The organism is Nocardioides mangrovicus, from assembly GCF_003674065.1.
Classification (GTDB): domain Bacteria; phylum Actinomycetota; class Actinomycetes; order Propionibacteriales; family Nocardioidaceae; genus Marmoricola; species Marmoricola mangrovicus.
The window spans coordinates 770,552-791,925 of sequence record NZ_RDBE01000010.1; the positions used below are offsets into that span (position 1 = coordinate 770,552).

Below are 21,374 nucleotides of genomic sequence, written 5' to 3' on the forward strand. Positions count from 1 at the left end.
CCCAGTCTGCCGGGTACCGTGGCAGAGTGCCCGAGCTGCCGGAGGTGGAGGCGCTGGCGCACGACCTGGGGCGCCGGCTCGACGGGCGCGCCATCGTGCGCGTCGACATCGCGGCGTTCAGCGCGCTGAAGACCTTCGACCCGCCGCTGACGGCGCTGGCCGGCGGCCTGGTCGACGGCGTCGGCCGGCACGGCAAGTTCCTCGACATCGAGGTGGCGGGTCTGCACCTGGTGCTGCACCTCGCACGCGCCGGCTGGGTCCGCTGGCGCGACGAGGTGCCCGCGCTGCCGCCGAAGCCGAGCAACAAGTCGCCCATGGCGGCCCGCGTCGTGCTCGACAACGGTGCCGGGCTCGACGTCACCGAGGCCGGCACCAAGAAGAGCCTCGCGCTCTACGTGGTGCGCGACCCGATGGACGTTCCGGGCATCGCCTCGCTGGGCCCCGACCCGCTGGAGGACTCCTTCACCCTCGACGTGCTGCGCGGCATCCTCACCGACGCCGGCCGCGCCCAGATCAAGGGCGTGATCCGCCACCAGGGCACCATCGCCGGCATCGGCAACGCCTACTCCGACGAGATCCTCCACGCCGCGAAGATGTCGCCGTTCAAGCCTTCCTCGTCGCTGTCCGAGGAGGAGCTGCAGACGCTCTACGTCGCGGTCCGCACCGTCCTCGGCGACGCCGTCAAACGCTCCGAGGGCCTGGCCGCCAGCGAGCTCAAGGGCGAGAAGAAGACCCACATGGCCGTCCACGGCCGCAAGGGCGAGGTCTGCCCGGTGTGCGGCGACGTCGTCCGCGAGGTCTCCTTCTCCGACACCTTCCTCAACTACTGCGCCACCTGCCAGACCGGCGGGAAGCCACTTGCGGACCGGCGGACGTCGAAGTTCCTCAAGTAGCGGGGGCCGCCGGGTGCTCGTTCACCATGCCACCATGGTGAACGGCCACTCCCCACGACGTAGGACCCGTGGGAAGCGGCAGCTCATCGTGGGAGGTCGGCCCGTCCGAACCTCGCCAGGTAGTGCCAGACCTGCTTGACCCGTTGCGGTTCGTGACGCCCGGAGCGGGCGGCGGCGCCGACGACGTCCGGGGTGAGCTCGCGCCCGAGGCGTTGCGCGAGGGCGACGACCTCGGCGCCTCGGTAGGCCGGGTCGAGGTCGGCCGTGGCGACGCGGAACCCGGGGTGCCATTCCACCTCGCACCCGAGGCGGCGGGCCGCGGCCTCGACCGGTGTGCCCGCGAAGCACGGGTCGAGCACCACCGCCTCGACGTCGTCGGCGAAGCCGACCGGGCCGTGCACCTGGGCCTCGACGCACTCGTCGAGGTCGTCGAGGCCGGACGCGTCGGCCAGCGTGCACAGGTACGCCAGCGCCTCGGGGCCACCGGTGTCCTCGGGCTCGAGCACCGAGTCGGGGAAGCAGAACGTGGTACGGTCGAGCAGCTCCGGCCGCAGCCGTGCGTACGCCGAACCGAACCGGACCGCGCCGCCGTAGGGGTCCTCGCGGCGGTTCCAGGCGCCGTAGACCGGGCGGTCCTCGGGCGGCGCGTCGTCGTAGCGACCGTCGAAGAGCCGGCTCTCCCAGCGCCACCGATCACCGCCCGGGTACGCCGTCAGCCCGCCGTTGGAGATGCCGGTGACGAACTGCGAGCGGTAGCGGCCCTCGCGCGCCATCGACTCCACGACCATCGCACCACCGTGCGGCCAGTCGGGGTGGAACTGGAGCGTCACGGCCACGCCAGGATCCTCTCGTACGGTGGGGCCATGCAGATCCCCACTGTCGCCATCACCGGCGTGCCCGACCCGCTGCCGGAGGGGCTGGTCGTGCTCGACGTGCGCGAGCCCGTCGAGTGGCAGGCCGGCCACATCGAGGGAGCGATGCACATCCCGCTGGCCGAGGTCGCCGAGCGGTCGGCGGAGGTGCCGACCGACACCCAGGTGCTCGTGGTGTGCAAGATCGGTGGGCGCTCGGCGCGCGCCACCGCCTTCTTGGCCCAGAGCGGCGTGGACGTGGTGAACCTCGACGGCGGGATGCTGGAGTGGGAGGCCGCCGGGCGGCCGATGGTCAGCGAGACGGGGGCCAGTCCGCAGGTGGTGTGAAGCGCGGCGCCGGCAGGCCCAGCGCGGCGTCGAGTCGGCGCAGGTAGTCCGCGCGCGGGATGCTCACCACGCCCAGCGAGGCCAGGTGCGGGGTCTCCCACTGCACGTCGAGCAGGCGGCCGGGCATCCCGTCGTCGAGCAGGTCGACCAGCGCCACCAGTGCCACCTTCGAGGCGTCGCGCCGCCGGTGGAACATCGACTCCCCCGCGAACAGCCCGTCGACGCTGACGCCGTAGAGCCCGCCGACCAGCTCGCCGTCGGACCACGCCTCCACCGAGTGGGCGAAGCCGAGCCGGTGCAGCTCGGTGTAGGCGGCGGTGATCGAGTCGTCGATCCAGCCGCCCGAGCGGTCCGGGGAGGCGCAGCCGGCCATGACGGCCTCGAACGCCGAGTCGACGCGGATCTCGACGTGAGCGCACGCCTGCCTCAGCGATCGAGACATCCGCAGCCCGTCGAGCGGCAGGACGCCCCGCTCGACCGGGCACCACCAGCCCAGGCGACGGCCCTCGGGCATGGGGAACAACCCCAACCGGTACGCGGCGACGAGGGTCTCCGGCGCCAGGTCGGCACCGAGGGCCACCAGGTCGTCGAGCTCGGCGTCGAGTGCCGGGTCGCGCGGATCGGGGAAGTTCCACACCACACGTAGGCTTCCAGACATGGGACTGAGTAGTCGCGTCGGCAAGGCCATCGCCCCCCACGCGGGCGCCCTGGCGCCCGGCGCCACCTCGGCCTTCATCCATGACGTGCTCGACCGCGCCGTCAACGGCGTCGGCCCTCTGCCCGGTGCGGCCCGCGCCGCCGACAAGCTGCTGGTCGAGCACCACGGCGACGTCGACGCGGCGGTCTCGGCGATCGTCGAGCGGCACGTGCGCTACGCCGGAGCGCAGGGGTTCTTGACCAACCTCGGCGGTCTGGTCACCCTCGCCGCCACCATTCCCGCGAACATCGCCGGGCTGGCGATCCTGCAGTGCCGGATGGTCGCCGCCGTGCTCCATCTGCGCGGCTACGACCTGCACGACCCGCGGGTGCACAACGCCATCTTGGCCACCGTGCTCGGCGAGGAGGCGGTGCTGAAGCTGATCAAGAAGCGCGAGCTGCCCGGCACCCCGATGGCGCTGGCCACCGCCCCGGCCCACGACCCCGACCTCGACAAGGTGGTCGCGGCGCAGGTCACCGCCGCCCTGGTGACCCGTGTGGCCGGCAAGAAGGTGGTCACCACCGTGGGCAAGCGGGTGCCGATCATGGGCGGCGTCATCGGCGCCGGCACCGACGCCTGGGCCACCTACCAGGTGGGACGCTACGTCCGGCGCGAGTTCTTGGTGCGGCCGAAGCGGCAAGCGTCGACCTGACAGGTGACACGCCCACAGCCGTCGCGGCGGTGACGGTTCCCCACGGTACCCAGATGAACCGGCACTCCCCCACCGGGGCTCCTGTGGGTCAGTGACGGTTCGCCACGGCACCGTGGGGAACCGTCACCGGCCCCGGACCGCCCGGAAAGCCCCCAACCCGGCCCGGGCGAGGGGGTTCTCGTCGGCGAGCCGGACCAGCCGCTCCTTGGCCCGGTAGGTCCGCGTGCCGCGGAAGCGCTGCAGGGCGGCGTCGAGGTCGTCGATGATGGCGTGCAGCTCGATCTCGACGTCGCGCAGCCGGGCGGCCTCGCGGGTCATCGCCGCGAGGCCGCGGACGCCGGCGTCGGCCACCTCCGCCTCGTCCGGCTCGTCGGGGTCGACCCACGGCAGCGGATCGCGGGGCACGAGGTCGGCCACGTCGCCGACGACGTCGTAGCCGCCCTCGGCGATGCCGGCGGCCCAGTCGCGGGAGAGGTCGGAAGCCCAGGCGTGCACCTGCGGTGACACGCCGAGCCGGGCGGAGGTCTGCTGCTTCGAGAGCGTCTGGTGCACGAGGTACTCGCGCACGAACTGCCGGTAGCGCTCGTTGGGCACGACGTCGTTGAGCTGCTCGTTGAGCCGGCGCAGCAGCGCCGTCTCGGGCACGCCGAGCGAGGTGTTCTCGCGGTCGGTGCCCTCCGGCAGGGAGTCGGGGTCGAGACCGAAGACGCTGGCGAAGCGGTGCCACAACAGGTCGCGGGCCGCCCCCGGCTGCGGCACGGTCACGACGTGCGTCCGCGCGGGCGGCGCGGCCGCGGACCACCGGTGGAGGATCTGCGGCACCTCCTGCACCCCCCAGAACCACGAGCTGATCAGCGTCTCGCGGGCCGGGTCGCGGATCTGCTCGAGGAACTCCTCGAAGCCGAGCACGCGCCGGTGCTTGACGTTCTCCTGCCACTCGGCCGGGATCTGGCGCACCAGGTCGCGCACGGAGACCACGACGTCGACCTCGGCATCGCCGAAGGAGGCCACCGCTCGCTCCACGTGGGCCGGCGAGGCGAACCCGAGGATCTCGTGGCTGATGATCGCGGTGCCCTCGGCCTCGCGGACCTGCGCCGCCAGCGCGTCCCAGGCGCCGACGGCCTGTCGCTCGAGACCGCCCCAGGTCAGCTGCATCAGGTCGAGCGCGGCCAGGAAGTGGGCGTCGTGCCGCTCCCCGGGGTAGACGACGCCCTGCGCGGCCAGCGAGGCGGGGTTGTTGAAGAGCCGGTCCTGCACGTACGACGTGCCCGTCTTGGGCACGCCCACGTGCACGATCACCCGGCGCGCCATGACAGCTCCTCGATCGCACGGTCCAACGTCGCTGCTACCGGCACGCCGCGCGGGCGGCCGGGATCGGTCGAGGGTACGCCGAGGCCCCGCTGCTCGGCCGCGGCGACCGCCCAGGCCAGGTACGGCTGCGGCACACCGAGCGGCTCGCCCGGCCGGTGCCGCACCACCCCGCCCGCTCGTGCGCGGACCGCGTCGGGTGCGGTGCCGAGCGCCTGGTTCACCCGCCGCAGCAGGTCGGTGCCCACCGGGTCGAGCCGCAAGGGGCCGACGACGTCGAGAGGCGGCAGCGAGCCGTGGGCGTGCATGGCCTCCCACACCCGGCGCCAGCGCACGCCCGCCCCGGCGCGGACCCGGCGCTCCCACACCGCGCCGACCAGCTCGTCGAGCGGTGCCCGCACGGCAGCCGGGGGTGGCTCGCGCCGCCACCGGCGTCGATGCCGGCGCGGTGGCTGCTCGGCGGGCAGCTGGCGCGCCAGGTAGGCCAGGGCCGAGACGCACGCGCGGAGCATCTCGCGGTCGTCGACCCGCTCGGGGTCGAGGCTGCCCCGACCGGCCAGCGGCAGCGAGCCGACCAGCTCGACGACGCCCAGCCCGGCGCCCGCGTGCTGCAGCCGGCGGGCGGCCTCCAGCTGCGCCTGCGTCATCTGTTGAGCCGACGCCACAGCCCGGCGTTGGCCTGCTCGCGGTACCGCGCCGCCTCGAGCTCGACGAGCGCGGCGAGTCCGTCGACGCCGGCGTCGATGATCCGCGCGGGGCGCGGGCGGTCTGGGTCGACCCAGGGCTCGCCGCCCTCCTCGGGCGTCGGTGGCCACCGCGTGGCCAGCTCCCCGAGGTCGCCGACGACGTCGATGCCCGAGCCCTCCACCCACTCGACCCACTCACCGGTGACCTGCTCGACGAAGTCGCGGCTCTCGGGCGGCAGGGTGGCGCGCAGCTGCTCGTCGCGGTGGCCCAGCGTGTCGCGGGCGAGCAGGTCGCGCACGATCTCGGCGTACACCGGCTGCGGGATGGCCCGGCCCCGCAGCGCGACGTTGAGCCGGCGCAGCAGCGAGACCTCGGCGATGCCCAGCGAGGGGTTGTCGTGGTCGCCGGGCTCCAACGCCAGCGACGGGTCGAGGCCCATCACCGAGAGGAAGCGGCGCAGCAGCAGCTCGGGGTCGTCTCGCGTGGGCGGCACGGTCACCAGGTGCACCTGCGAGGGCGTGAGGCCCGCGGACCACCGGCCCAGCACGTCGGGCACGCTCTGCACCCGCCAGAACCACTGCGTCGCGGCGCTGCGCGGCCCCTGGACCACCGAGTGCAGGAACTTCTTGAACCCCATCCGGCCCCGGTGCTTGACCTTCTCCTGCCACTCCGCGGGGATCTGCCGGCCCAGGTCGCGAGCGGTCAGCACGACGTGCAGCTCGGCGCCGGCCAGCGACTCCTGGGCCCGCCGGACGTTCTCCGCGGTGGCCGCGGCCAGCACCTCGTGGCTGATCAGCGCATCGCCGGGGGCGCGCACCGCGGCGGCCGCCAGCTTCTGCCACTCCCCGCGCGCGTGCCGCAGCCGGCCGCCCCACGGGTGGTCGATGAGGTCGATCGCCGCCTCGAAGTGGGTTCCGGCGGCGGTGTCGGGGTAGGTCAGCCCGTGGTCGGCCAGCAGCGTGCGGTTGCGCGCGAAGGTGCTCTGCAGATAGGTCGTGCCCGTCTTGGGCGCGCCGACGTGGAGGAAGACGCGGCGGGCCATTCCAGGAGCCTAGCCAGCCAGCGCCTGCACGACGCGGCTGGGACTGGGCCGGCCGAGCACGTCGGCCATCCAGACGCTGGTCTCCACCAGGGCGGCCAGATCGACCCCGGTGCGGATGCCGAGCCCGTGCAGGAACCACACCAGGTCCTCGGTGGCGAGGTTGCCGGTGGCGGACTCGGCGTAGGGGCAGCCGCCCAGGCCGCCCGCGCTGGCGTCGAAGGTGCGCACGCCGTGCCGCAGCGCGGCCTCGGCGTTGGCCAGCGCCTGGCCGTAGGTGTCGTGGAAGTGCACGGCGAGCAGGTCGTCGGGCACGCCGGCGCCGTTGAACGCCTCCAGCAGCGCCCGCACGTGACCGGCGGTGCCGACGCCGATCGTGTCGCCCAGGCTGAGCTGGCTCGCCCCCAGGTCGAGGAGCCGCCGACCGACCGCGACGACCTGCTCGATGGCGACGTCGCCCTCCCACGGGTCGCCGAAGCACATGCTGACGTACGCGCGGACGTCGAGACCCCCGGCGCGTGCCCGCTCCACGGTGGGCCCGAACATCGCGAACTGGTCCTCGAGCGTGCTGTTGAGGTTGCGCTGGGCGAAGGTCTCGGTGGCGCTGCCGAAGATGGCGATGTGCTCACGATCCAGGTCCAGCGCCCGTTGCAGGCCGCGTTCGTTGGGCACCAGTACCGGGTGGCGACGACCGTCCGGCCCGAGCCGCTCGAGCAGCTCGGCGGCGTCGGCCAGCTGCGGCACCCAGCGCGGGTGCACGAAGCTGGTGGCCTCGACGACCGGCAGCCCCGCCGCCACCAGCCGCTCCACGAACTCGGCCTTCACCGCCACCGGCACGATCGCCTTCTCGTTCTGCAGGCCGTCGCGCGGCCCGACCTCGTAGATCGTCACCGACTCCGGCAGCCCGGGCTCCGTGACGACGCTGGGGCTACGCATCGGGCTCGACCTCGAACAGCGTCGCGCCCAGCGCCACCTGCTGCCCCTGTTGCGCGCCGACGTCGGCGACGGTCCCGTCGAACGGCGCCTTGAGCGCCAGCTCCATCTTCATCGCCTCCAGCACCCCCAGCGTCTGACCCTCGACGACCCGGTCGCCGGCGGCCACCGACACCGAGAGCACCGTGCCGGGCATGGCGGCGGTGATGGTGCCGTCACCGGCGGCCGCGGCGGCGTCGCCGAACGCGTCCGGCGCCTCGAACCGGTGCCACTGCCCGTGCACCACGACGTCGGCCCGCGTGCCCTGCACGTTCAGCAGTCCCCAGACCCGCTCGTCGTCGACCTCCAGCCGCACCACGTGGTCGGCCGCCGACAGGGTGGTGACGCTGCACTCCCCGGCACGGCCGCGCTCCCGGTCGACCAGCAGCGTCTCGTCGAGCTCCACTCTCACCGAGGCCGGCGGCCCGCCGAGCCGGAAGCCGTCGCCGGGCGTCAGCAGCGCCGACGTCCAGGCCGCCACGGTGCGGGCGAGCGCCGGGTCGGGCGGGGCGAGCTCGTGCCGGTCGAGCCAGGCGGTGTCGATGCTCGCCTCGCGGAACTCCTCGCCGGCCACCAGCGCGCGCAGGAAGCCGACGTTCGTGGTGAAGCCGATGACGCCGGTCTCGTCCAGCGCCGCCACCAGCGCTCGCCGGGCCGCCTCGCGGTCGGGTCCGTGGGCGGTGATCTTGCCCAGCATCGGGTCGTAGGCGGTCGAGACGACCTGGCCCTGCTCCAGCGCGGCGTCCACCCGGGCGTTGGTCGGCCAGCGCACCAGCTCGGCCGTGCCCGCTTGCGGCAGGAAGCCGCCGTAGGCGTCCTCGGCGTACACCCGCGCCTCGATGGCGTGGCCCTCGCAGCGGACGTCGTCCTGCGTCAGGCCGAGCGGCTCGCCATCGGCCACGTGGAGCTGCAGCTCCACGAGGTCCAGACCCGTCACCATCTCGGTGACCGGGTGCTCCACCTGCAGGCGGGTGTTCATCTCCAGGAAGTACGCCTCGTCGGTGTCGGTGTCCAGCAGGAACTCCACGGTGCCGGCGTTCACGTAGCCGACCTCGCGCGCCAGCGCCACCGCGCTGCCGAGCACCAGCTCGCGCACCGCCGCGCTGATGGTCGGCGCCGGCGCCTCCTCCAGCACCTTCTGGTGGCGACGCTGCGTGGAGCAGTCGCGCTCGAACAGGTGCAGCACCGTGCCGTGGGCGTCGGCCATCACCTGCACCTCGATGTGCCGACCGCGCTCGACGAACTTCTCCAGGAGCAGGGTGTCGTCGCCGAAGGCCGCGGCAGCCTCGCGTCGCGCGGCGGCCATCGCCTCCTCGAGGTCCACGGGGTCCTCGACCACCCGCATCCCCTTGCCGCCACCCCCGGCCGCGGCCTTGACCAGCACCGGGTAGGCGGCGTCCTCGCCGCGCGGCACGACGGGCACCCCGGCCCGCTCGGCGATCTCGCGAGCGGCGTCCTTGCGACCCATCGCGTCCATCACCTCGGCGCTCGGGCCGACGAAGACGAGTCCGGCCTCGGTGACCGCGCGGGCGAACGCGGCCCGCTCGGAGAGGAACCCGTAGCCCGGGTGCACGGCGTCGGCGCCGGTCCGTCGCGCGGCGTCGACCACGGCGTCGATGTCGAGGTAGCTCGGCACGCGCGCGGAGCCGTCGGCGGCGAGCACGTGCGGCGCGGTGGCGTCGAGGTCGGTGTGGATCGCGACCGTGCGGATGCCGAGTCGTCGCGCGGTGCGCATCACCCGCAGCGCGATCTCGCCGCGGTTGGCGATCAGGAGGGTCTTCATCGCTACATCCGGAAGATGCCGTAGGAGGGTGCGGGCACCGGCGCGTTCGCGGTCACGGCCAGTGCCATGCCGACCACGCGCCGGGTCTCGAGCGGGTCGATGACGCCGTCGTCCCACAGCCGCGCGGTGGAGTAGTAGGGCGAGCCCTGCGTCTCGTACTGCTCGCGGATGGGGGCCTTGAACGCCTCGTCGTCCTCACGTCCGGCCACCGTGGCCAGCACCGAGGCCGCCTGCTCCCCGCCCATCACCGAGATCCGGGCGTTGGGCCACATCCACAGGAAGCGTGGCGAGTACGCACGCCCGCACATGCCGTAGTTGCCGGCGCCGTAGGAGCCGCCGATGACGACGGTCAGCTTCGGCACCACCGAGCACGCCACCGCCGTCACCAGCTTGGCGCCGTCCTTCGCGATGCCGCCGTTCTCGTACTCGCGGCCGACCATGAACCCGGAGATGTTCTGCAAGAACAGCAGCGGCACCTTGCGCTGGTTGCACAGCTCGATGAAGTGCGCGCCCTTGAGCGCCGACTCGCTGAACAGGATGCCGTTGTTGGCCACGATGCCGACGTCGTGGCCCATCACCTTCGCGAAGCCGGTCACCAGCGTCTCGCCGTAGAGCTTCTTGAACTCGTGGAAGGCGCTGTCGTCGACGATCCGGGCGATCACCTCGCGCACGTCGTACGGCGTGCGGGGGTCGGTGGGCACGACGTCGTACAGCCCGGCCGGATCCGCTCTCGGTGGTTGAGGAGGTGGTGGTTGAGCAGCCCGCGAGGGACGAGCGGGCGCGTCGAAACCACCCGACAGTCCGCCCGACGGCGGCAGCGTCGCCACGATCGACCGCACGATCCGCAGCGCGTGCGCGTCGTCGTCGGCCAGGTGGTCGACGACACCCGACCTGCGCGCGTGCACGTCGCCGCCGCCGAGCTCCTCGGCGGTGACGACCTCGCCGGTCGCGGCCTTCACCAGCGGCGGGCCGCCGAGGAAGATCGTGCCCTCGTCCTTGACGATCACCGTCTCGTCCGACATCGCCGGCACGTAGGCGCCGCCCGCGGTGCACGAGCCCATCACGGCCGCGATCTGCGGGATACCGAGCCCGGACATGGTGGCCTGGTTGTAGAAGATGCGGCCGAAGTGCTCGCGATCGGGGAACACCTCGTCCTGCATCGGCAGGAACGCACCCCCGGAGTCCACCAGGTACACGCAGGGCAGCCGGTTGTCCTGGGCCACCTCCTGCGCGCGGAGGTGCTTCTTCACCGTCATCGGGTAGTAGGTGCCGCCCTTGACGGTGGCGTCGTTGGCGACCACCACGCAAGCCCGGCCGTGGATCTCGCCGATCCCGGTGACGATGCCGGCGCTGGGCACGGCGTCGTCGTACAGGCCGCTCGCCGCGAGCGCGTTGAGCTCCAGGAACGGGCTGCCCGGGTCCAGCAGGGCATCGACCCGGTCGCGGGCCAGCATCTTCCCGCGACCCTCGTGCTTGGCCCGGGCCGACTCCGAGCCGCCGCGCCGGACCCCCTCGAGCCGGTTGCGCAGGTCGTCCACCAGCTCCTGCATCGTCGCCACGAAGCCAGGTTAACGATCGTTAACCTTCTGCGCCAGAAACGTGATGCCCAGGCTGAAGTTAGCGTTCGCTAACCTTGGGTGGTGAGCGAGCGGCGCGACCAGATCCTCGCCACGGCGGCCGGGCTGTTCGCGCAGCGCGGCTTCCACGGCGTCTCCATCGCCGACCTGGGCGCCGCGTGTGGCATCTCAGGGCCGGCGCTCTACAAGCACTTCCCCGGCAAGGAGCAGATCCTGGCCGAGATGCTGGTCGGCATCAGCGAGGAGCTGCTCACCGAGGGCCGGCGCCGCGTGGCCGGCGCCGAGCGTCCGCTCGACGCCCTGGTCGCCTGGCACGTCTCCTTCGCCCTGGAACACCCCGAGCTCATCGTCGTCCAGGACCGCGACTGGTCGTCGCTGCCCGACGAGGCCCGCGAGCAGGTGCGCCGGCTGCAGCGCGCGTACGTCGAGGTGTGGGCCACCGAGCTCCGCGCGGTGCGGCCGCAGCTCGACGCCCGCGAGGCCAAGGCCGTCGTGCACGCCACCTTCGGCCTGCTCAACTCCACCCCCCACAGCGCGCTGGTCGGCCGCGACCGGATGCACGACGTGCTCTGGCGGATGGGGCGGGCCGCCCTCCTGGCCTGAAGGTCCCCGCACGAGCGGGGCATCATGAGGATGTGGCGGCGGGCTCGGTGGCCCGCTTCCCGAACTCCACCCCCTTGGCCTCCTGCCCGACCAGCACCAGCACGGCCACCACGATCAGCACCGGGATGATGGTGACCGTCAGCGCGAACGGATAGCCGTGCGAGGCGGCCAGGTGCTCCTGGATCGGCAGGTTGAGCGCGGCCAGCAGGTTGCCCAGCTGGTAGGTGACCCCGGGGTAGAAGCCACGGATCGAGTCCGGCGACATCTCGGTCAGGTGCGCCGGGATGACGCCCCAGGCGCCCTGCACCACGAGCTGCATCAAGAACGAGCCCAGGCAGAGCATCGCGGCGGCCGTGGAGTAGGCGAACAGGGGAACGATGGGCAGTCCCAGCAGGGCGCAGAAGGCGATCGTGTAGCGCCGGCCGAACCGCTCGGAGAGCGTGCCGAAGGTGAGCCCGCCGACGATGGCGCCGACGTTGTAGATGATCGCGATGATCAGGGCGGTGTGCTCGGCCAGCCCGGCGCCTCCCTGGTCGGTGGCCTTGAGGAAGGTCGGGTAGACGTCCTGGGTGCCGTGGCTCATCCAGTTGAAGGCGGTCATCAAGACGATCAGGTAGCCGAACCGGCGCAGCACCTTGGGCTGGAGCAGCACGTCGCGTACCGACGTCTGGGTCACCTTCATCTCGTCCTTGCTGGCCTGCCAGACCTCCGACTCGCCCACCCGGGTGCGGATCAGCAGGCTGATCAGCGCGGGCACGATCGACAGCGCGAACAGCCAGCGCCAGGAGAGGTCGAAGACCTCGGTCAGCACCAGATAGGCGACGGCGGCCAGCAGGTAGCCGAAGGCGTACCCCTCCTGCAGCAGGCCGGAGAAGAAGCCGCGCCGATGCGTCGGGATCTTCTCCATCGCCAGCGCGGCGCCGAGCCCCCACTCACCGCCCATGCCGATGCCGTAGATGAGCCGCAGCACGATGAGCACCGTCAGGTTGGGTGCGAACGCGCACAGGAACCCGACGGTGGAGTAGAGCAGCACGTCGACGATGAGCGGGATGCGTCGACCGACCTTGTCGGCCCACAGCCCGAACAGCAGCGCGCCGACCGGTCTCATCAGCAGCGTCACCGTGGTCAAGAACGCGACAGACTCCTTGGAATCGCCGAAGTCCTTGGCGATGTCGGCGTAGACCAGCACCACGATGAAGTAGTCGAAGGCATCCATCGTCCAGCCCAGGAGGGCGGCGGTGAAGGCGTTGCGCTGGTCGGAGGTGAGCGGGGCGCGACCGGTTCCGGTCCCCGAGACAGGTGTGGACACCCGTCCTGTCCTACTCCTCGCGGTGGGCCAGGTCCAGCAACCGCCGGGCGTACGCCGCCGCGCGGGTGACCGCGTCGACCTCCGCCACCAGCCACTCGCGGGTGCGGCCGCGCAGCAGGAGGAGCACGTAGGGGTCGGTGTCGAGGTGCCAGCCGAGCTGGGTCAGCAGCGCCAGTGCGTGGCGGCACGGCTGCACCCAGGCCTGGCAGGTGCAGCCGGTCTCGAGCCCGCCGGCGTCGGGCACCAGGTCGACGCCGGCCTCGGCGGCGTTCTCGACCAGCTCGTCGGGCAGGCTGCCCGCCTCCAGGGCGGCGAGGAACCCCGCGCGCCGCGCCACCTCCGCCACCAGCGCGCCCCAGTCGGCGAGCGGCTCGACCTTGACCTGGGCCAGGGTGCGCTCCCCCGCGGTGGCCGGACCCGCGACCGAGGCCATGCCCGCGATCACCATGACCGACCCCAGCCGGCCTGAGCGCGCCAGCGCCCTGCCCTCGCGCAGGTCGGCCTCGTCGTAGGCGCTCTCCTCGACGCTGCGCAGGAAGGCCCGCGCCGCCCAGGAGGTGGGCGCGGGCACGGCACGGGCGACTGGTAGCCGCGGCAGGACCAGCGGGTCAGGCATCGCCGGGGCTGTCGGAGGTGCCGGGACCGCCGGAGGTCAGCGTCACCAGGTCGCGCAGCTCGGCGTCGGAGAGCTCGGTCAGGGCGGGCTCCGCGCCGCGGCCCAGGACGGCCTCGGCCAGCTCGCGCTTGCGGACGAGCAGCTGCCCGACCCGCTGCTCGATGGTGCCCTCGGTGACCAGCCGGTGCACCTGCACGGGCCGGGTCTGGCCGATGCGGTGGGCACGGTCGGTGGCCTGGTCCTCCACCGCCGGGTTCCACCAGCGGTCGACGTGGATCACGTGGTCGGCGCGGGTGAGGTTGAGCCCGGTGCCGCCGGCCTTCAGCGAGAGCAGGAACACCGGCGCGAGCCCCGCCTGGAACGCGTCGACCATCCGCTCGCGCTCCCCGGCGGCCAGGCCGCCGTGGAGCAGCAGGGTTCCGACGCCGAGCTCGGCGAGCCGCCGCTCGAGCAGCCGCGCCATGGCGACGTACTGGGTGAAGACCAGCACCGAGCCGCCCTCGGCCAGGATCGTGGCCACCAGCTCCTCGAGCAGCTCGAGCTTCGCCGAGCGTCCCGGGAGGCGCCCGGCGGCCTGGTGCAGGTAGTGCGCCGGGTGGTTGCAGATCTGCTTGAGCCCGGTGAGCATCGCCAGCACCAGCCCGCGCCGGGTCTCGGGGTCGGCCCGCTCGATCTGCTCCATCGAGTCGCGCACCAGCGTCTGGTAGAGCACCACCTGCTCGCGGGTCATGCCCACGATGTCGTCGGTCTCGGTCTTCGCCGGCAGCTCCGGCGCGATGCCGGGGTCGCTCTTACGTCGCCGCAGCAGGAACGGCTCGACCAGCGCCGCGAACCGACGCGTCACCTCGGGGTCGACGCCGGCCTCGATGGGCGCCGCCCACACCTTGCGGAACGCCGCTCGCGACCCGAGCAGCCCGGGCACCACCCAGTCGAGGATGGCCCACAGCTCGGAGAGGTCGTTCTCCACCGGGGTCCCGGTCAGCGCGACGCGGCACGAGGAGCCGATGGTGCGCAGCTGCTTGGCGACCGAGGCCTTCGCGTTCTTCACGTGCTGGGCCTCGTCGGCCACCACCAGGTCCCAGGGGTGGGCGGCGAGCGTGGCGGCGTCGCGGCGCATCGTGCCGTAGGTGGTGAGCACGAAGCCGTCGCTGCCGGACAGCTCGCGCCGACTGCCGTGGAAGCGGCGCACCTCCTCACCGGGCGCGAACCGGCGCACCTCGGCCTCCCAGTTGCCCAGCAGCGAGGTCGGGCAGACCACCAGGGTGGGGCCGGCGGCCAGCCCCCGCTCGCGCCGGTGCAGGTGCAGCGCGATGAGCGTGAGGGTCTTGCCCAGCCCCATGTCGTCGGCCAGGCAGCCGCCCAGACCCATCCCGGTGAGCTCGGCCAGCCAGGTGAAGCCGCGACGCTGGTAGTCGCGCAGGGTGCCGGCCAGCCCCGCGGGCTGCGGCAGCGGGGACGTGGAGGTCACCCCGGCCACCCGCTCCTGCAGCCGCAGCAGACTGGCGCCCGGATGCACCTCGACCTCCTCGCCGTCGACCTCGACGACACCGGTCAGGGCCGCGCGCACCGCCGCCGCGGGGGTGACGTCGGTGCTGGGGGCCGAGGTGATGCGCCGGCGCGCCTGGCGGGCCAGCGCCGGGTCGACCACGACCCAGCTGTCGCGCAGCCGCACGATCGGCGTGGCCGAGGCGACCAGCGCAGCCATCTCCTCATCGGTCAGGTCGACGGCCGACGCGTCCTGGTCCGGCCCGCGCACCGCGAGGCGCCAGTCGAAGGCGAACAGCGCGTCGGGACCGAACAGCCCGGTCTGCAGCGGCGCCTCCTGCCGGCTCACCACCCGCGCCCGCGGCGTGATCTCGGCGCGCAGCGCCTTGGGCCAGAAGACGTCGACGCCCACCGACCGCAACGCGGGCACGCCGTGCTCGAGCAACGACGCCACCTGATCGGCCTCGAGCTCGAGCCGATCGGGCACGCGCTCGGCCAGGAGCGGCTCGAGCATCGGCCAGGCCGCGGCCGCCTCCCGCAGCCCGGCGAGCAGCGACACCCGGCCCGCGCCGCCGAGATCCGCGGCGTCGACCACGTGGCTGGGGTCCTCGACGTCGTGGGCCTGCACCACCAGGCTCAGCGAGCCGACCTCCAGCTGCTCCTCGGGGGCCTCCACCCGCAGGCTCACCGTGACCTGGTCGGGCCCGGCGGGGTCATCGTCCTCGGGCTCGCGCCAGCCGGCCCCGACAGGACGGCTGGTCACCGCGTCGGCGACCGCGTCGAGCACCGAGCGGACCAGGGTCTCGACCGCTGCGGGGTCCGATCCTGCGCCGCCCCGGGCCAGCGCCAGCCGGCGGACCGACTCCTCCTCGCCGGGTGAGAGCCCACCGATGCGCCAGGCCTCGCCGGTCTCCGCCCGGCGGACCCGCCCCTCGGCCACCAGGCGCAACGCCAGGAGCGTGGCGCCCGCGAGCAGGCCGACGCTGCGGTGGACCTCCTCGCGGCGCAGGGCGCGGGTGAGCACCGGGATCGCCCCGCGCATCGGCATCCGGACGAGCCGCGGCGCGGTGTCCTCGTCGTGGTCGCCGCCGCCGGTGAACTCCACCTCGCTCGCGCCCGGCGGGTCGGCGAGCAGCAGCCGCGCCGGGCCGTGGACGGGGACGAAGGACACGTCGGGGAACCTAGCGCGGCCCGGCGACAATCACGGTGGGTCGGCGCGGGCGGCTCGGCGTAGTCCGTTCGAGTCACGGTGCACAGCCGTACCGCCAGACCTTGCGGCCGGCCCTGGTGTGGCGTCACGACGCCCCCTAGCCTTGGTGCTACCGCACTCCCCTTGTGCGGGATATATCCCCTCTGGAGATCGGAACCGGACGGTGCCTTGCGGACGCCGTCGCTGTGGGCCGAGCCAGAAAGCCGCCCCGTCGGCCGGACCCCCGGCCGGCGGGGCGGAACTCATTTCAAGACGTTGCCGTGCTCAAAATCCGATGACGGCTGTCGGTGGGCTTCCCTAGGCTTGCGACCGTGACCTTGGAGCCCCCGCCCCTGGCCCCCTCCGCCCCTGGCCCGGGCGAGGACAAGCTCGACCGCGGCGTGCTCGTCGTGGCCGGAGTGGTCGTCCTGGGCGCGATCATGTCCATCCTCGACATCACCGTCGTCTCGGTCGCGCTGAAGACGTTCCAGACCGTCTTCGACGCGACCCCGGCCCAGGTCGCCTGGACCATGACCGGCTACACCCTCGCCCTGGCCTCGGTGATCCCGCTGACGGGCTGGGCGGCCGACCGGTTCGGCACCAAACGGCTCTACCTGAGCGCCGTCGTCCTCTTCGCCGCCGGCTCGGCGCTGTGCGCCACCGCGCCGAACCTGGAGCTGCTGGTCGCCTTCCGCGTGCTGCAGGGCCTGGGCGGCGGCATGCTGATGCCGCTGGGCATGACCATCTTGACCCGGGCGGCCGGGCCCGAGCGCGTCGGCCGGGTGATGGCCGTGCTCGGCATCCCGATGCTGCTCGGCCCGATCTTCGGGCCCATCCTCGGCGGCTGGCTGATCGACGCCGCCAGCTGGCACTGGATCTTCTTGATCAACGTCCCCATCGGCGTGCTGGCCTTCGCCTACGCCGCCCTCGTGCTCCCGAAGGACCAGGTCGAGCCGTCGGAGACGTTCGACTGGCTCGGCATGTTCCTGCTCTCACCGGGCCTGGCGCTGTTCCTGTTCGGCGTCTCCTCGATCCCCGAGGAGGGCACCGTGTGGTCCACCCGGGTCCTCAGCACCGGCATCCTCGGCCTGCTGCTCATCGTCGCCTTCGTGCCGTGGGCGCTCAGCGGACGTACCCGGCACCCGCTCATCGACCTCCACCTGTTCGGCAACCGCAACATGTCGGTGGCGGTGGTGGCGATGTCGCTGTTCGCCATGGCCTTCTTCGGCGCCAGCCTGCTCTTCCCGCTCTACTTCCAGCAGGTGCGCGGGGAGGACGCGCTGAAGGCCGGCGTGCTGCTGGCCCCGCAGGGCTTCGGCGCGATGATCACCATGCCCATCGCCGGGGTGCTCTCGGACAAGATCGGGCCGGGCAAGATCGTGATGACCGGCATCGTCGTCATCACCGTCGGCATGGCGATGTTCACCCAGGTCGGCGTGAGCACCGGCTACCCGTTCCTGCTCGCCGCCCTCTTCGTCATGGGGTTGGGCATGGGCGCCACGATGATGCCGATCATGAGCGCGGCGCTGGCCACCTTGAACCACGAGAGCACGGCCCGGGGCTCCACCTTGCTCAACATCACCCAGCAGGTCGCGGCCTCGATCGGCACCGCCCTGTTCTCGGTGCTGCTGACCAACGGCCTCAAGGACGTCGACCTGCGCGGACCGGCGGGCGACGTGCTCTCCGGCATGGCCGGCGCGTTCGGCACCGTGTTCATCGTCGCCACGGTGCTGGTGGCCTGCTGCCTCGTCCCGGCGTTCCTGCTGCCGCGGCGTCGGCCCGAGCAGGCCACGCCTGACGAGGCCGGGTCCGAGCGGGCCGTCTCCGAGCAGGCTAGGCCGGAGCTCGACGCGACCGTTTGACGTCGTACATCGCGGCGTCGGCCTCGGTGAAGGCGGCCTGCACCGTCGAGCCCGGCAGAGCCGGAGCGCACCCCATCGAGGCGGCGACGCCAGCCGCGGCGAGGGCCTCGGCGAACCGCGCGAAGTAGTCCGCCACGTCGTCGACGGCGACGTTGTGGGCCATCACCGCGAACTCGTCGCCGCCGTAGCGGGCGATGCGGTCGCCGAGCCGGTCCTGGTCCCCGAGCGTCTCGGCGGCCAGGCGGAGCAGCTCGTCCCCGGCCTGGTGTCCGAGCTCGTCGTTGACCTGCTTGAGGCCGTCGAGGTCGATCACGGCGACGCTGACCAGGTCGCCGAAGGCGTCGATGCGCTGCTGGGCGTCGACGACCAGCATGTCCCAGCCCTTGCGGTTGAGCAGCCCGGTGAGGGCGTCGCGCTGGCTCAGCGCCTCGGTGATCTCCAGCTGCCGGCGGCCGCGGTCGAGCAACCGGGAGAGCCGCAGCTGGTCCGAGAGCAGGTCGGAGAGGACGGAGACCAGCTCGTGGTCGACCGTCTCGTCAGGCTCCAACGGGGTGCCCCGCACGCCGCAGAGCACCCCGAAGAGCTCGCCGTTGTCGTCGGAGATCGGGGCGCCGGTGTAGGCGCGCAGCTCCTCGGCGAGGGCCAGGTCCGCGTACTGCGGGTGCCGGGTGGTGTCCGCGACGACCGGGTCGGCGCCCGCCACCATCCGCGAGCACAACGTCGTCGGCCACTCCAGCCGGGTGCCGACGTCGACGATGTCCTCACGGTGCACGTGCAGCTGGACGTGCTCACCGCCGGCGACGCGGGCCACCGCCCAGTCCGAGAGCGGCGTGTGGGCGTTGAGGTAGTCCACGACGCGCTGTGCCGCCGCCGCGAAGTGGTCGGACCCTCGGCCCGATTCCGAGATGCTCACGGCTCACATGATGTCCGATTTATCCCCGGTCTGTACATCTTTGCCGCAGATGACCGATCACCAGATCCTCACCCGCTGCTCGGGGTCCAGCCACAGACCGTCCTCGGGCGCGGTCTCGAACGCCCGGTGGAACTCGTCGAGGTTGCGCACGATGTTGGCCCGGAACTCCGGCGGGCTGTGCGGGTCGACCGTGAGGTACTGCAGCTCCTGCTCCTTGCGCCGCTTGGTGCGCCAGCAGTAGGCCCAGTTGAGGAACAGCGCCTGCGCCTCGGCCGGCTCGCCGGTGGTCTCCAGGGCGATCGAGTAGGCCAGGTGGGCGATGGTCAGGCCGCCCAGGTCGCCGATGTTCTCCCCGACGGTGAGGGCTCCGTTGACGTGCTCGCCGGGCAGGCTGCGGGGCTCGAAAGCGTCGTACTGGGTGATCAGCGCCTTGGTCTTGACCTCGAAGGCGGCCTTGTCGTCCGGGGTCCACCAGTCGTGCAGGTTGCCCCGGCCGTCGTACTGCGCGCCCTGGTCGTCGAAGCCGTGACCCATCTCGTGGCCGATCACGGCGCCGATGCCGCCGTAGTTCTCCGCCGTCGCCGCGTCGGGAGAGAAGAACGGCTTCTGCAAGATGCCCGCGGGGAAGCAGATCTCGTTGGTGCCGGGGTTGTAGTAGGCGTTGACGGTCTGCGGCAGCATGAACCACTCGTCGCGGTCGACCGGGGCACCGATCTTGGCCAGCTCGCGGTCGGTCTCGTAGGCGGCGGAGGCCAAGACGTTGCCGAGCAGGTCGCCGGGGTCGATCTGCAACGGGGAGTAGTCGCGCCACTTCACCGGGTAGCCGATCTTGGGCGTGAAGAGGTCGAGCTTCTCGAAGGCGCGCTGCTTGGTCTCCTGGGTCATCCAGTCCAGCTCGGAGATGCTGCGGCGGTAGGCCTCGAGCAGGTTCGCGACGAGGGAGTCCATCAGCTCCTTGGAGCGCGGCGGGAAGTGCCGCGCGACGTACTCGCGACCCACCGCCTCGCCCAGCGCGCCCTCGACCAGCGAGACGCCGCGCTTCCAGCGGGCGCGCATCTCGGGGGTGCCGTTGAGAGTGCGGCCGTAGAAGTCGAAGTTGATCTCGACGAAGTCGTCGGTGAGGTACGCCGCGTTGCTGCGCAGCGCCTTGACCACCAGGTAGTCGCGCCAGGTGGCGATGTCGGTCTCGCCGAGCACGGTCTCGAGGTGGGTGAGATAGGAGGGCTGACGCACGACCGTCTCGGCCAGCGCCAGCCGGCCGCGCTCCTCATCGCCCCCAGCCAGAGCGCTGGCCCAGGCGACCCAGTCGAAGGAGGGCACCTGCTCGCGCAGCTCCTCGAGGTCCACCAGGTTGTAGGTCTTGATGACGTCGCGGGTCTCGCTGCGCTCCCAGTGACCCTCGGCCAGACGCGTCTCGAGCGCCAGCACCCGGGCGGCGACGTCGGCGGCGTCCGCCCGTCCGGCCAGCTCGAGGAGGCGCGCCACGTAGCCGACGTACTTCTCCCGGATCTCGGCGAACTTCTCCTCGCGGTAGTAGGACTCGTCCGGCAGCCCCAACCCACCTTGGGTGAGGTGGAGCAGGTAGCGATCGGAGTTCCGGTCGTCGGTGTTGACGTAGGAGCCGAACAGTCCGCCGGAGCCACGGCGCTCGAAGCCGCCGAGGAACGCGGCGAGCTGGTCGACGCCGGTGAGGGCGTCGATGCTGGCCAGCAGCTCCTGGATCGGCTCGGCGCCGAGCCGCTCGATGCGCTCGGTGTCCATGAAGCTGGCGTAGAGGTCGCCGACCTTCTGTCCGTCGCTGCCCTCGAGCTCGCCGGCGGCGGCGGCCTCGATGATGGCCCGGACGTGCTGCTCGGCCTCGTCGGCGAGGCTGACGAACGGCCCCCACGACGAGCGGTCGCTGGGGATCTCCGTCTCGGCCAGCCACCGGCCGTTGACGTGACCGAAGAGGTCGTCTTGGGGGCGGACGTCGAGGTCCATGCCGGGCTTGGCGTCGTCGAGTGTCGTCACGCGGCGAATCTATCCAGGTCGCGGTCGGCGCTGCGAGGCACTAGCTGTTCTGTGCCTGGGCCGCGGGCCCGCGGCGACGGACCTCCTGCACCGACTCCATCGCGGTCCGCAGCTCGGCCAGCCAGTCGTCCTCGTGCTGGCCGACCAGCCGCACGCACCAGGCGAGCGCATCCGAGCGCGACCGGGCGACGCCGGCGTCGACGAGGGTGTCGAGCACCCGACGCTGCGGCTGTCGCAACCGGGTCATGACCGGCGCCGCGACGTGGGTCCACAGCTCCTCGTGATCGCCCACGCGCAGGCCCCAGCTGACCGTCCGCTCGAAGCGGTGCTCGGCCTCGCGCGCGATGGCCATCCGGTCCTCGCGCGTGCTCTCCCGAAACGCCCTCGCCCGCCCGGCCCGGGCCTCGGCCCGGGCGACCTCGGAGGCGTCGGCACCCAGGTCGACGTCGGCGATGCCGAGCACCACCACGATCTCTTCGCGGTCAACGCCCACGCGGGGCGCCTCCGCGGTCCATTCCTGCGGCAGCCGGCCGGCGAGCCAGCCGCTGATCCGATCTTCGGTGTCCGTCATGCTTACATG

At 72.5% G+C, this 21,374-nt stretch carries 19 protein-coding genes; 5 read left to right on the plus strand and 14 right to left on the minus strand.

Going from position 1 to position 21,374, the window contains the following annotated elements; genetic code table 11:
- Positions 1-26: 26 nt before the first annotated feature.
- Entirely contained in the window at positions 27-893 is an 867-nt protein-coding gene (locus tag D9V37_RS18240) for an Fpg/Nei family DNA glycosylase (protein WP_121807541.1), read from the plus strand.
- 83 nt (positions 894-976) lie between these two features.
- Here D9V37_RS18240 and D9V37_RS18245 read toward each other — a convergent pair whose 3' ends face one another.
- Positions 977-1,729, minus strand: coding sequence for a DUF3626 domain-containing protein (locus D9V37_RS18245; protein WP_121807542.1), 753 nt, complete (start codon positions 1,727-1,729; stop codon positions 977-979).
- Positions 1,730-1,756: 27 nt separating this feature from the next.
- Here D9V37_RS18245 and D9V37_RS18250 point away from each other — a divergent pair, with 27 nt between their 5' ends.
- Positions 1,757-2,092, plus strand: a complete 336-nt coding sequence (locus D9V37_RS18250; RefSeq protein ID WP_121807543.1) for a rhodanese-like domain-containing protein — start codon at positions 1,757-1,759, stop codon at positions 2,090-2,092.
- Here D9V37_RS18250 and aat read toward each other — a convergent pair.
- On the minus strand, positions 2,058-2,729 hold the full coding sequence (gene aat, locus D9V37_RS18255) for a leucyl/phenylalanyl-tRNA--protein transferase (RefSeq protein WP_232524999.1): 672 nt from the start codon (positions 2,727-2,729) through the stop codon (positions 2,058-2,060). The genes D9V37_RS18250 and aat overlap by 35 nt on opposite strands.
- Positions 2,730-2,748: 19 nt before the next feature.
- On the opposite strand from aat, the gene D9V37_RS18260 reads away from it, so the two are divergent.
- Entirely contained in the window at positions 2,749-3,441 is a 693-nt protein-coding gene (locus D9V37_RS18260) for an EcsC family protein (protein WP_121807545.1), read from the plus strand.
- A 123-nt stretch (positions 3,442-3,564) separates the two neighbouring features.
- On the opposite strand, the gene D9V37_RS18265 is transcribed toward D9V37_RS18260, so the two are convergent.
- The 6 genes from D9V37_RS18265 to D9V37_RS18290 are packed head-to-tail and all read right to left on the minus strand — an operon-like array spanning position 3,565 to position 10,780.
- Positions 3,565-4,752, minus strand: coding sequence for a hypothetical protein (locus D9V37_RS18265; protein ID WP_121807546.1), 1,188 nt, complete (start codon positions 4,750-4,752; stop codon positions 3,565-3,567).
- The gene (locus D9V37_RS18270; protein WP_121807547.1) at positions 4,737-5,396 is read right to left on the minus strand and encodes a hypothetical protein; all 660 of its coding nucleotides are present in this window, start codon (positions 5,394-5,396) and stop codon (positions 4,737-4,739) included. The genes D9V37_RS18265 and D9V37_RS18270 overlap by 16 nt, the downstream gene beginning before the upstream one ends.
- On the minus strand, positions 5,393-6,478 hold the full coding sequence (locus D9V37_RS18275) for a hypothetical protein (protein WP_121807548.1): 1,086 nt from the start codon (positions 6,476-6,478) through the stop codon (positions 5,393-5,395). The genes D9V37_RS18270 and D9V37_RS18275 overlap by 4 nt, the downstream gene beginning before the upstream one ends.
- Before the next feature lie 9 nt (positions 6,479-6,487).
- Positions 6,488-7,411 carry a hydroxymethylglutaryl-CoA lyase gene (locus D9V37_RS18280; RefSeq protein WP_121807549.1) on the minus strand — a complete coding sequence of 308 codons (924 nt, stop codon included), beginning with the start codon at positions 7,409-7,411 and terminating at the stop codon, positions 6,488-6,490.
- Complete coding sequence (locus tag D9V37_RS18285) at positions 7,404-9,230, minus strand: acetyl/propionyl/methylcrotonyl-CoA carboxylase subunit alpha (RefSeq protein WP_121807550.1); 1,827 nt, start codon at positions 9,228-9,230, stop codon at positions 7,404-7,406. The genes D9V37_RS18280 and D9V37_RS18285 overlap by 8 nt, the downstream gene beginning before the upstream one ends.
- Before the next feature lie 2 nt (positions 9,231-9,232).
- Positions 9,233-10,780 carry a carboxyl transferase domain-containing protein gene (locus D9V37_RS18290; RefSeq protein ID WP_121807915.1) on the minus strand — a complete coding sequence of 516 codons (1,548 nt, stop codon included), beginning with the start codon at positions 10,778-10,780 and terminating at the stop codon, positions 9,233-9,235.
- Positions 10,781-10,870: 90 nt separating this feature from the next.
- On the opposite strand from D9V37_RS18290, the gene D9V37_RS18295 reads away from it, so the two are divergent.
- The gene (locus tag D9V37_RS18295; protein WP_121807551.1) at positions 10,871-11,410 is read left to right on the plus strand and encodes an SACE_7040 family transcriptional regulator; all 540 of its coding nucleotides are present in this window, start codon (positions 10,871-10,873) and stop codon (positions 11,408-11,410) included.
- A 22-nt stretch (positions 11,411-11,432) separates the two neighbouring features.
- On the opposite strand, the gene D9V37_RS18300 is transcribed toward D9V37_RS18295, so the two are convergent.
- The 3 genes from D9V37_RS18300 to D9V37_RS18310 are packed head-to-tail and all read right to left on the minus strand — an operon-like array spanning position 11,433 to position 15,991.
- Positions 11,433-12,719 carry an MFS transporter gene (locus D9V37_RS18300; protein ID WP_232525000.1) on the minus strand — a complete coding sequence of 429 codons (1,287 nt, stop codon included), beginning with the start codon at positions 12,717-12,719 and terminating at the stop codon, positions 11,433-11,435.
- 10 nt (positions 12,720-12,729) lie between these two features.
- Positions 12,730-13,335 carry an SWIM zinc finger family protein gene (locus D9V37_RS18305; protein WP_147455998.1) on the minus strand — a complete coding sequence of 202 codons (606 nt, stop codon included), beginning with the start codon at positions 13,333-13,335 and terminating at the stop codon, positions 12,730-12,732.
- The gene (locus D9V37_RS18310; protein WP_198412640.1) at positions 13,328-15,991 is read right to left on the minus strand and encodes a DEAD/DEAH box helicase; all 2,664 of its coding nucleotides are present in this window, start codon (positions 15,989-15,991) and stop codon (positions 13,328-13,330) included. The genes D9V37_RS18305 and D9V37_RS18310 overlap by 8 nt, the downstream gene beginning before the upstream one ends.
- Positions 15,992-16,341: 350 nt before the next feature.
- Here D9V37_RS18310 and D9V37_RS18315 point away from each other — a divergent pair, with 350 nt between their 5' ends.
- Positions 16,342-17,871 (plus strand): DHA2 family efflux MFS transporter permease subunit, encoded by a 1,530-nt coding sequence (locus D9V37_RS18315; protein ID WP_232525001.1) that lies wholly within the window; start codon positions 16,342-16,344, stop codon positions 17,869-17,871.
- Here the strand turns inward: D9V37_RS18315 and D9V37_RS18320 are convergent.
- From D9V37_RS18320 to D9V37_RS18330, 3 genes are read right to left on the minus strand one after another with little or no spacing between them, the layout of a single operon-like run.
- Positions 17,843-18,784: a GGDEF domain-containing protein gene (locus tag D9V37_RS18320; RefSeq protein ID WP_121807553.1), complete on the minus strand. Its 942-nt coding sequence runs from the start codon at positions 18,782-18,784 to the stop codon at positions 17,843-17,845. The two genes, D9V37_RS18315 and D9V37_RS18320, sit on opposite strands and share 29 nt — an antisense overlap.
- A 57-nt stretch (positions 18,785-18,841) precedes the next feature.
- The gene (locus tag D9V37_RS18325) at positions 18,842-20,794 is read right to left on the minus strand and encodes a M13 family metallopeptidase (protein WP_121807554.1); all 1,953 of its coding nucleotides are present in this window, start codon (positions 20,792-20,794) and stop codon (positions 18,842-18,844) included.
- Between the two features lie 40 nt (positions 20,795-20,834).
- Positions 20,835-21,365 carry a hypothetical protein gene (locus D9V37_RS18330; protein ID WP_121807555.1) on the minus strand — a complete coding sequence of 177 codons (531 nt, stop codon included), beginning with the start codon at positions 21,363-21,365 and terminating at the stop codon, positions 20,835-20,837.
- Positions 21,366-21,374: the final 9 nt, after the last annotated feature.

Bases quoted from the DNA above. Each gene is read 5' to 3' on its own strand.
- D9V37_RS18285 (WP_121807550.1), bottom strand. From the start codon at position 9,230: ATGAAGACCCTCCTGATCGCCAACCGCGGCGAGATCGCGCTGCGGGTG.
- D9V37_RS18270 (WP_121807547.1), bottom strand. From the start codon at position 5,396: ATGACGCAGGCGCAGCTGGAGGCCGCCCGCCGGCTGCAGCACGCGGGC.
- D9V37_RS18330 (WP_121807555.1), bottom strand. From the start codon at position 21,365: ATGACGGACACCGAAGATCGGATCAGCGGCTGGCTCGCCGGCCGGCTG.
- D9V37_RS18290 (WP_121807915.1), bottom strand. From the start codon at position 10,780: ATGCAGGAGCTGGTGGACGACCTGCGCAACCGGCTCGAGGGGGTCCGG.
- D9V37_RS18305 (WP_147455998.1), bottom strand. From the start codon at position 13,335: ATGCCTGACCCGCTGGTCCTGCCGCGGCTACCAGTCGCCCGTGCCGTG.
- D9V37_RS18265 (WP_121807546.1), bottom strand. From the start codon at position 4,752: ATGGCGCGCCGGGTGATCGTGCACGTGGGCGTGCCCAAGACGGGCACG.
- D9V37_RS18250 (WP_121807543.1), top strand. From the start codon at position 1,757: ATGCAGATCCCCACTGTCGCCATCACCGGCGTGCCCGACCCGCTGCCG.
- D9V37_RS18260 (WP_121807545.1), top strand. From the start codon at position 2,749: ATGGGACTGAGTAGTCGCGTCGGCAAGGCCATCGCCCCCCACGCGGGC.
- D9V37_RS18275 (WP_121807548.1), bottom strand. From the start codon at position 6,478: ATGGCCCGCCGCGTCTTCCTCCACGTCGGCGCGCCCAAGACGGGCACG.
- D9V37_RS18280 (WP_121807549.1), bottom strand. From the start codon at position 7,411: ATGCGTAGCCCCAGCGTCGTCACGGAGCCCGGGCTGCCGGAGTCGGTG.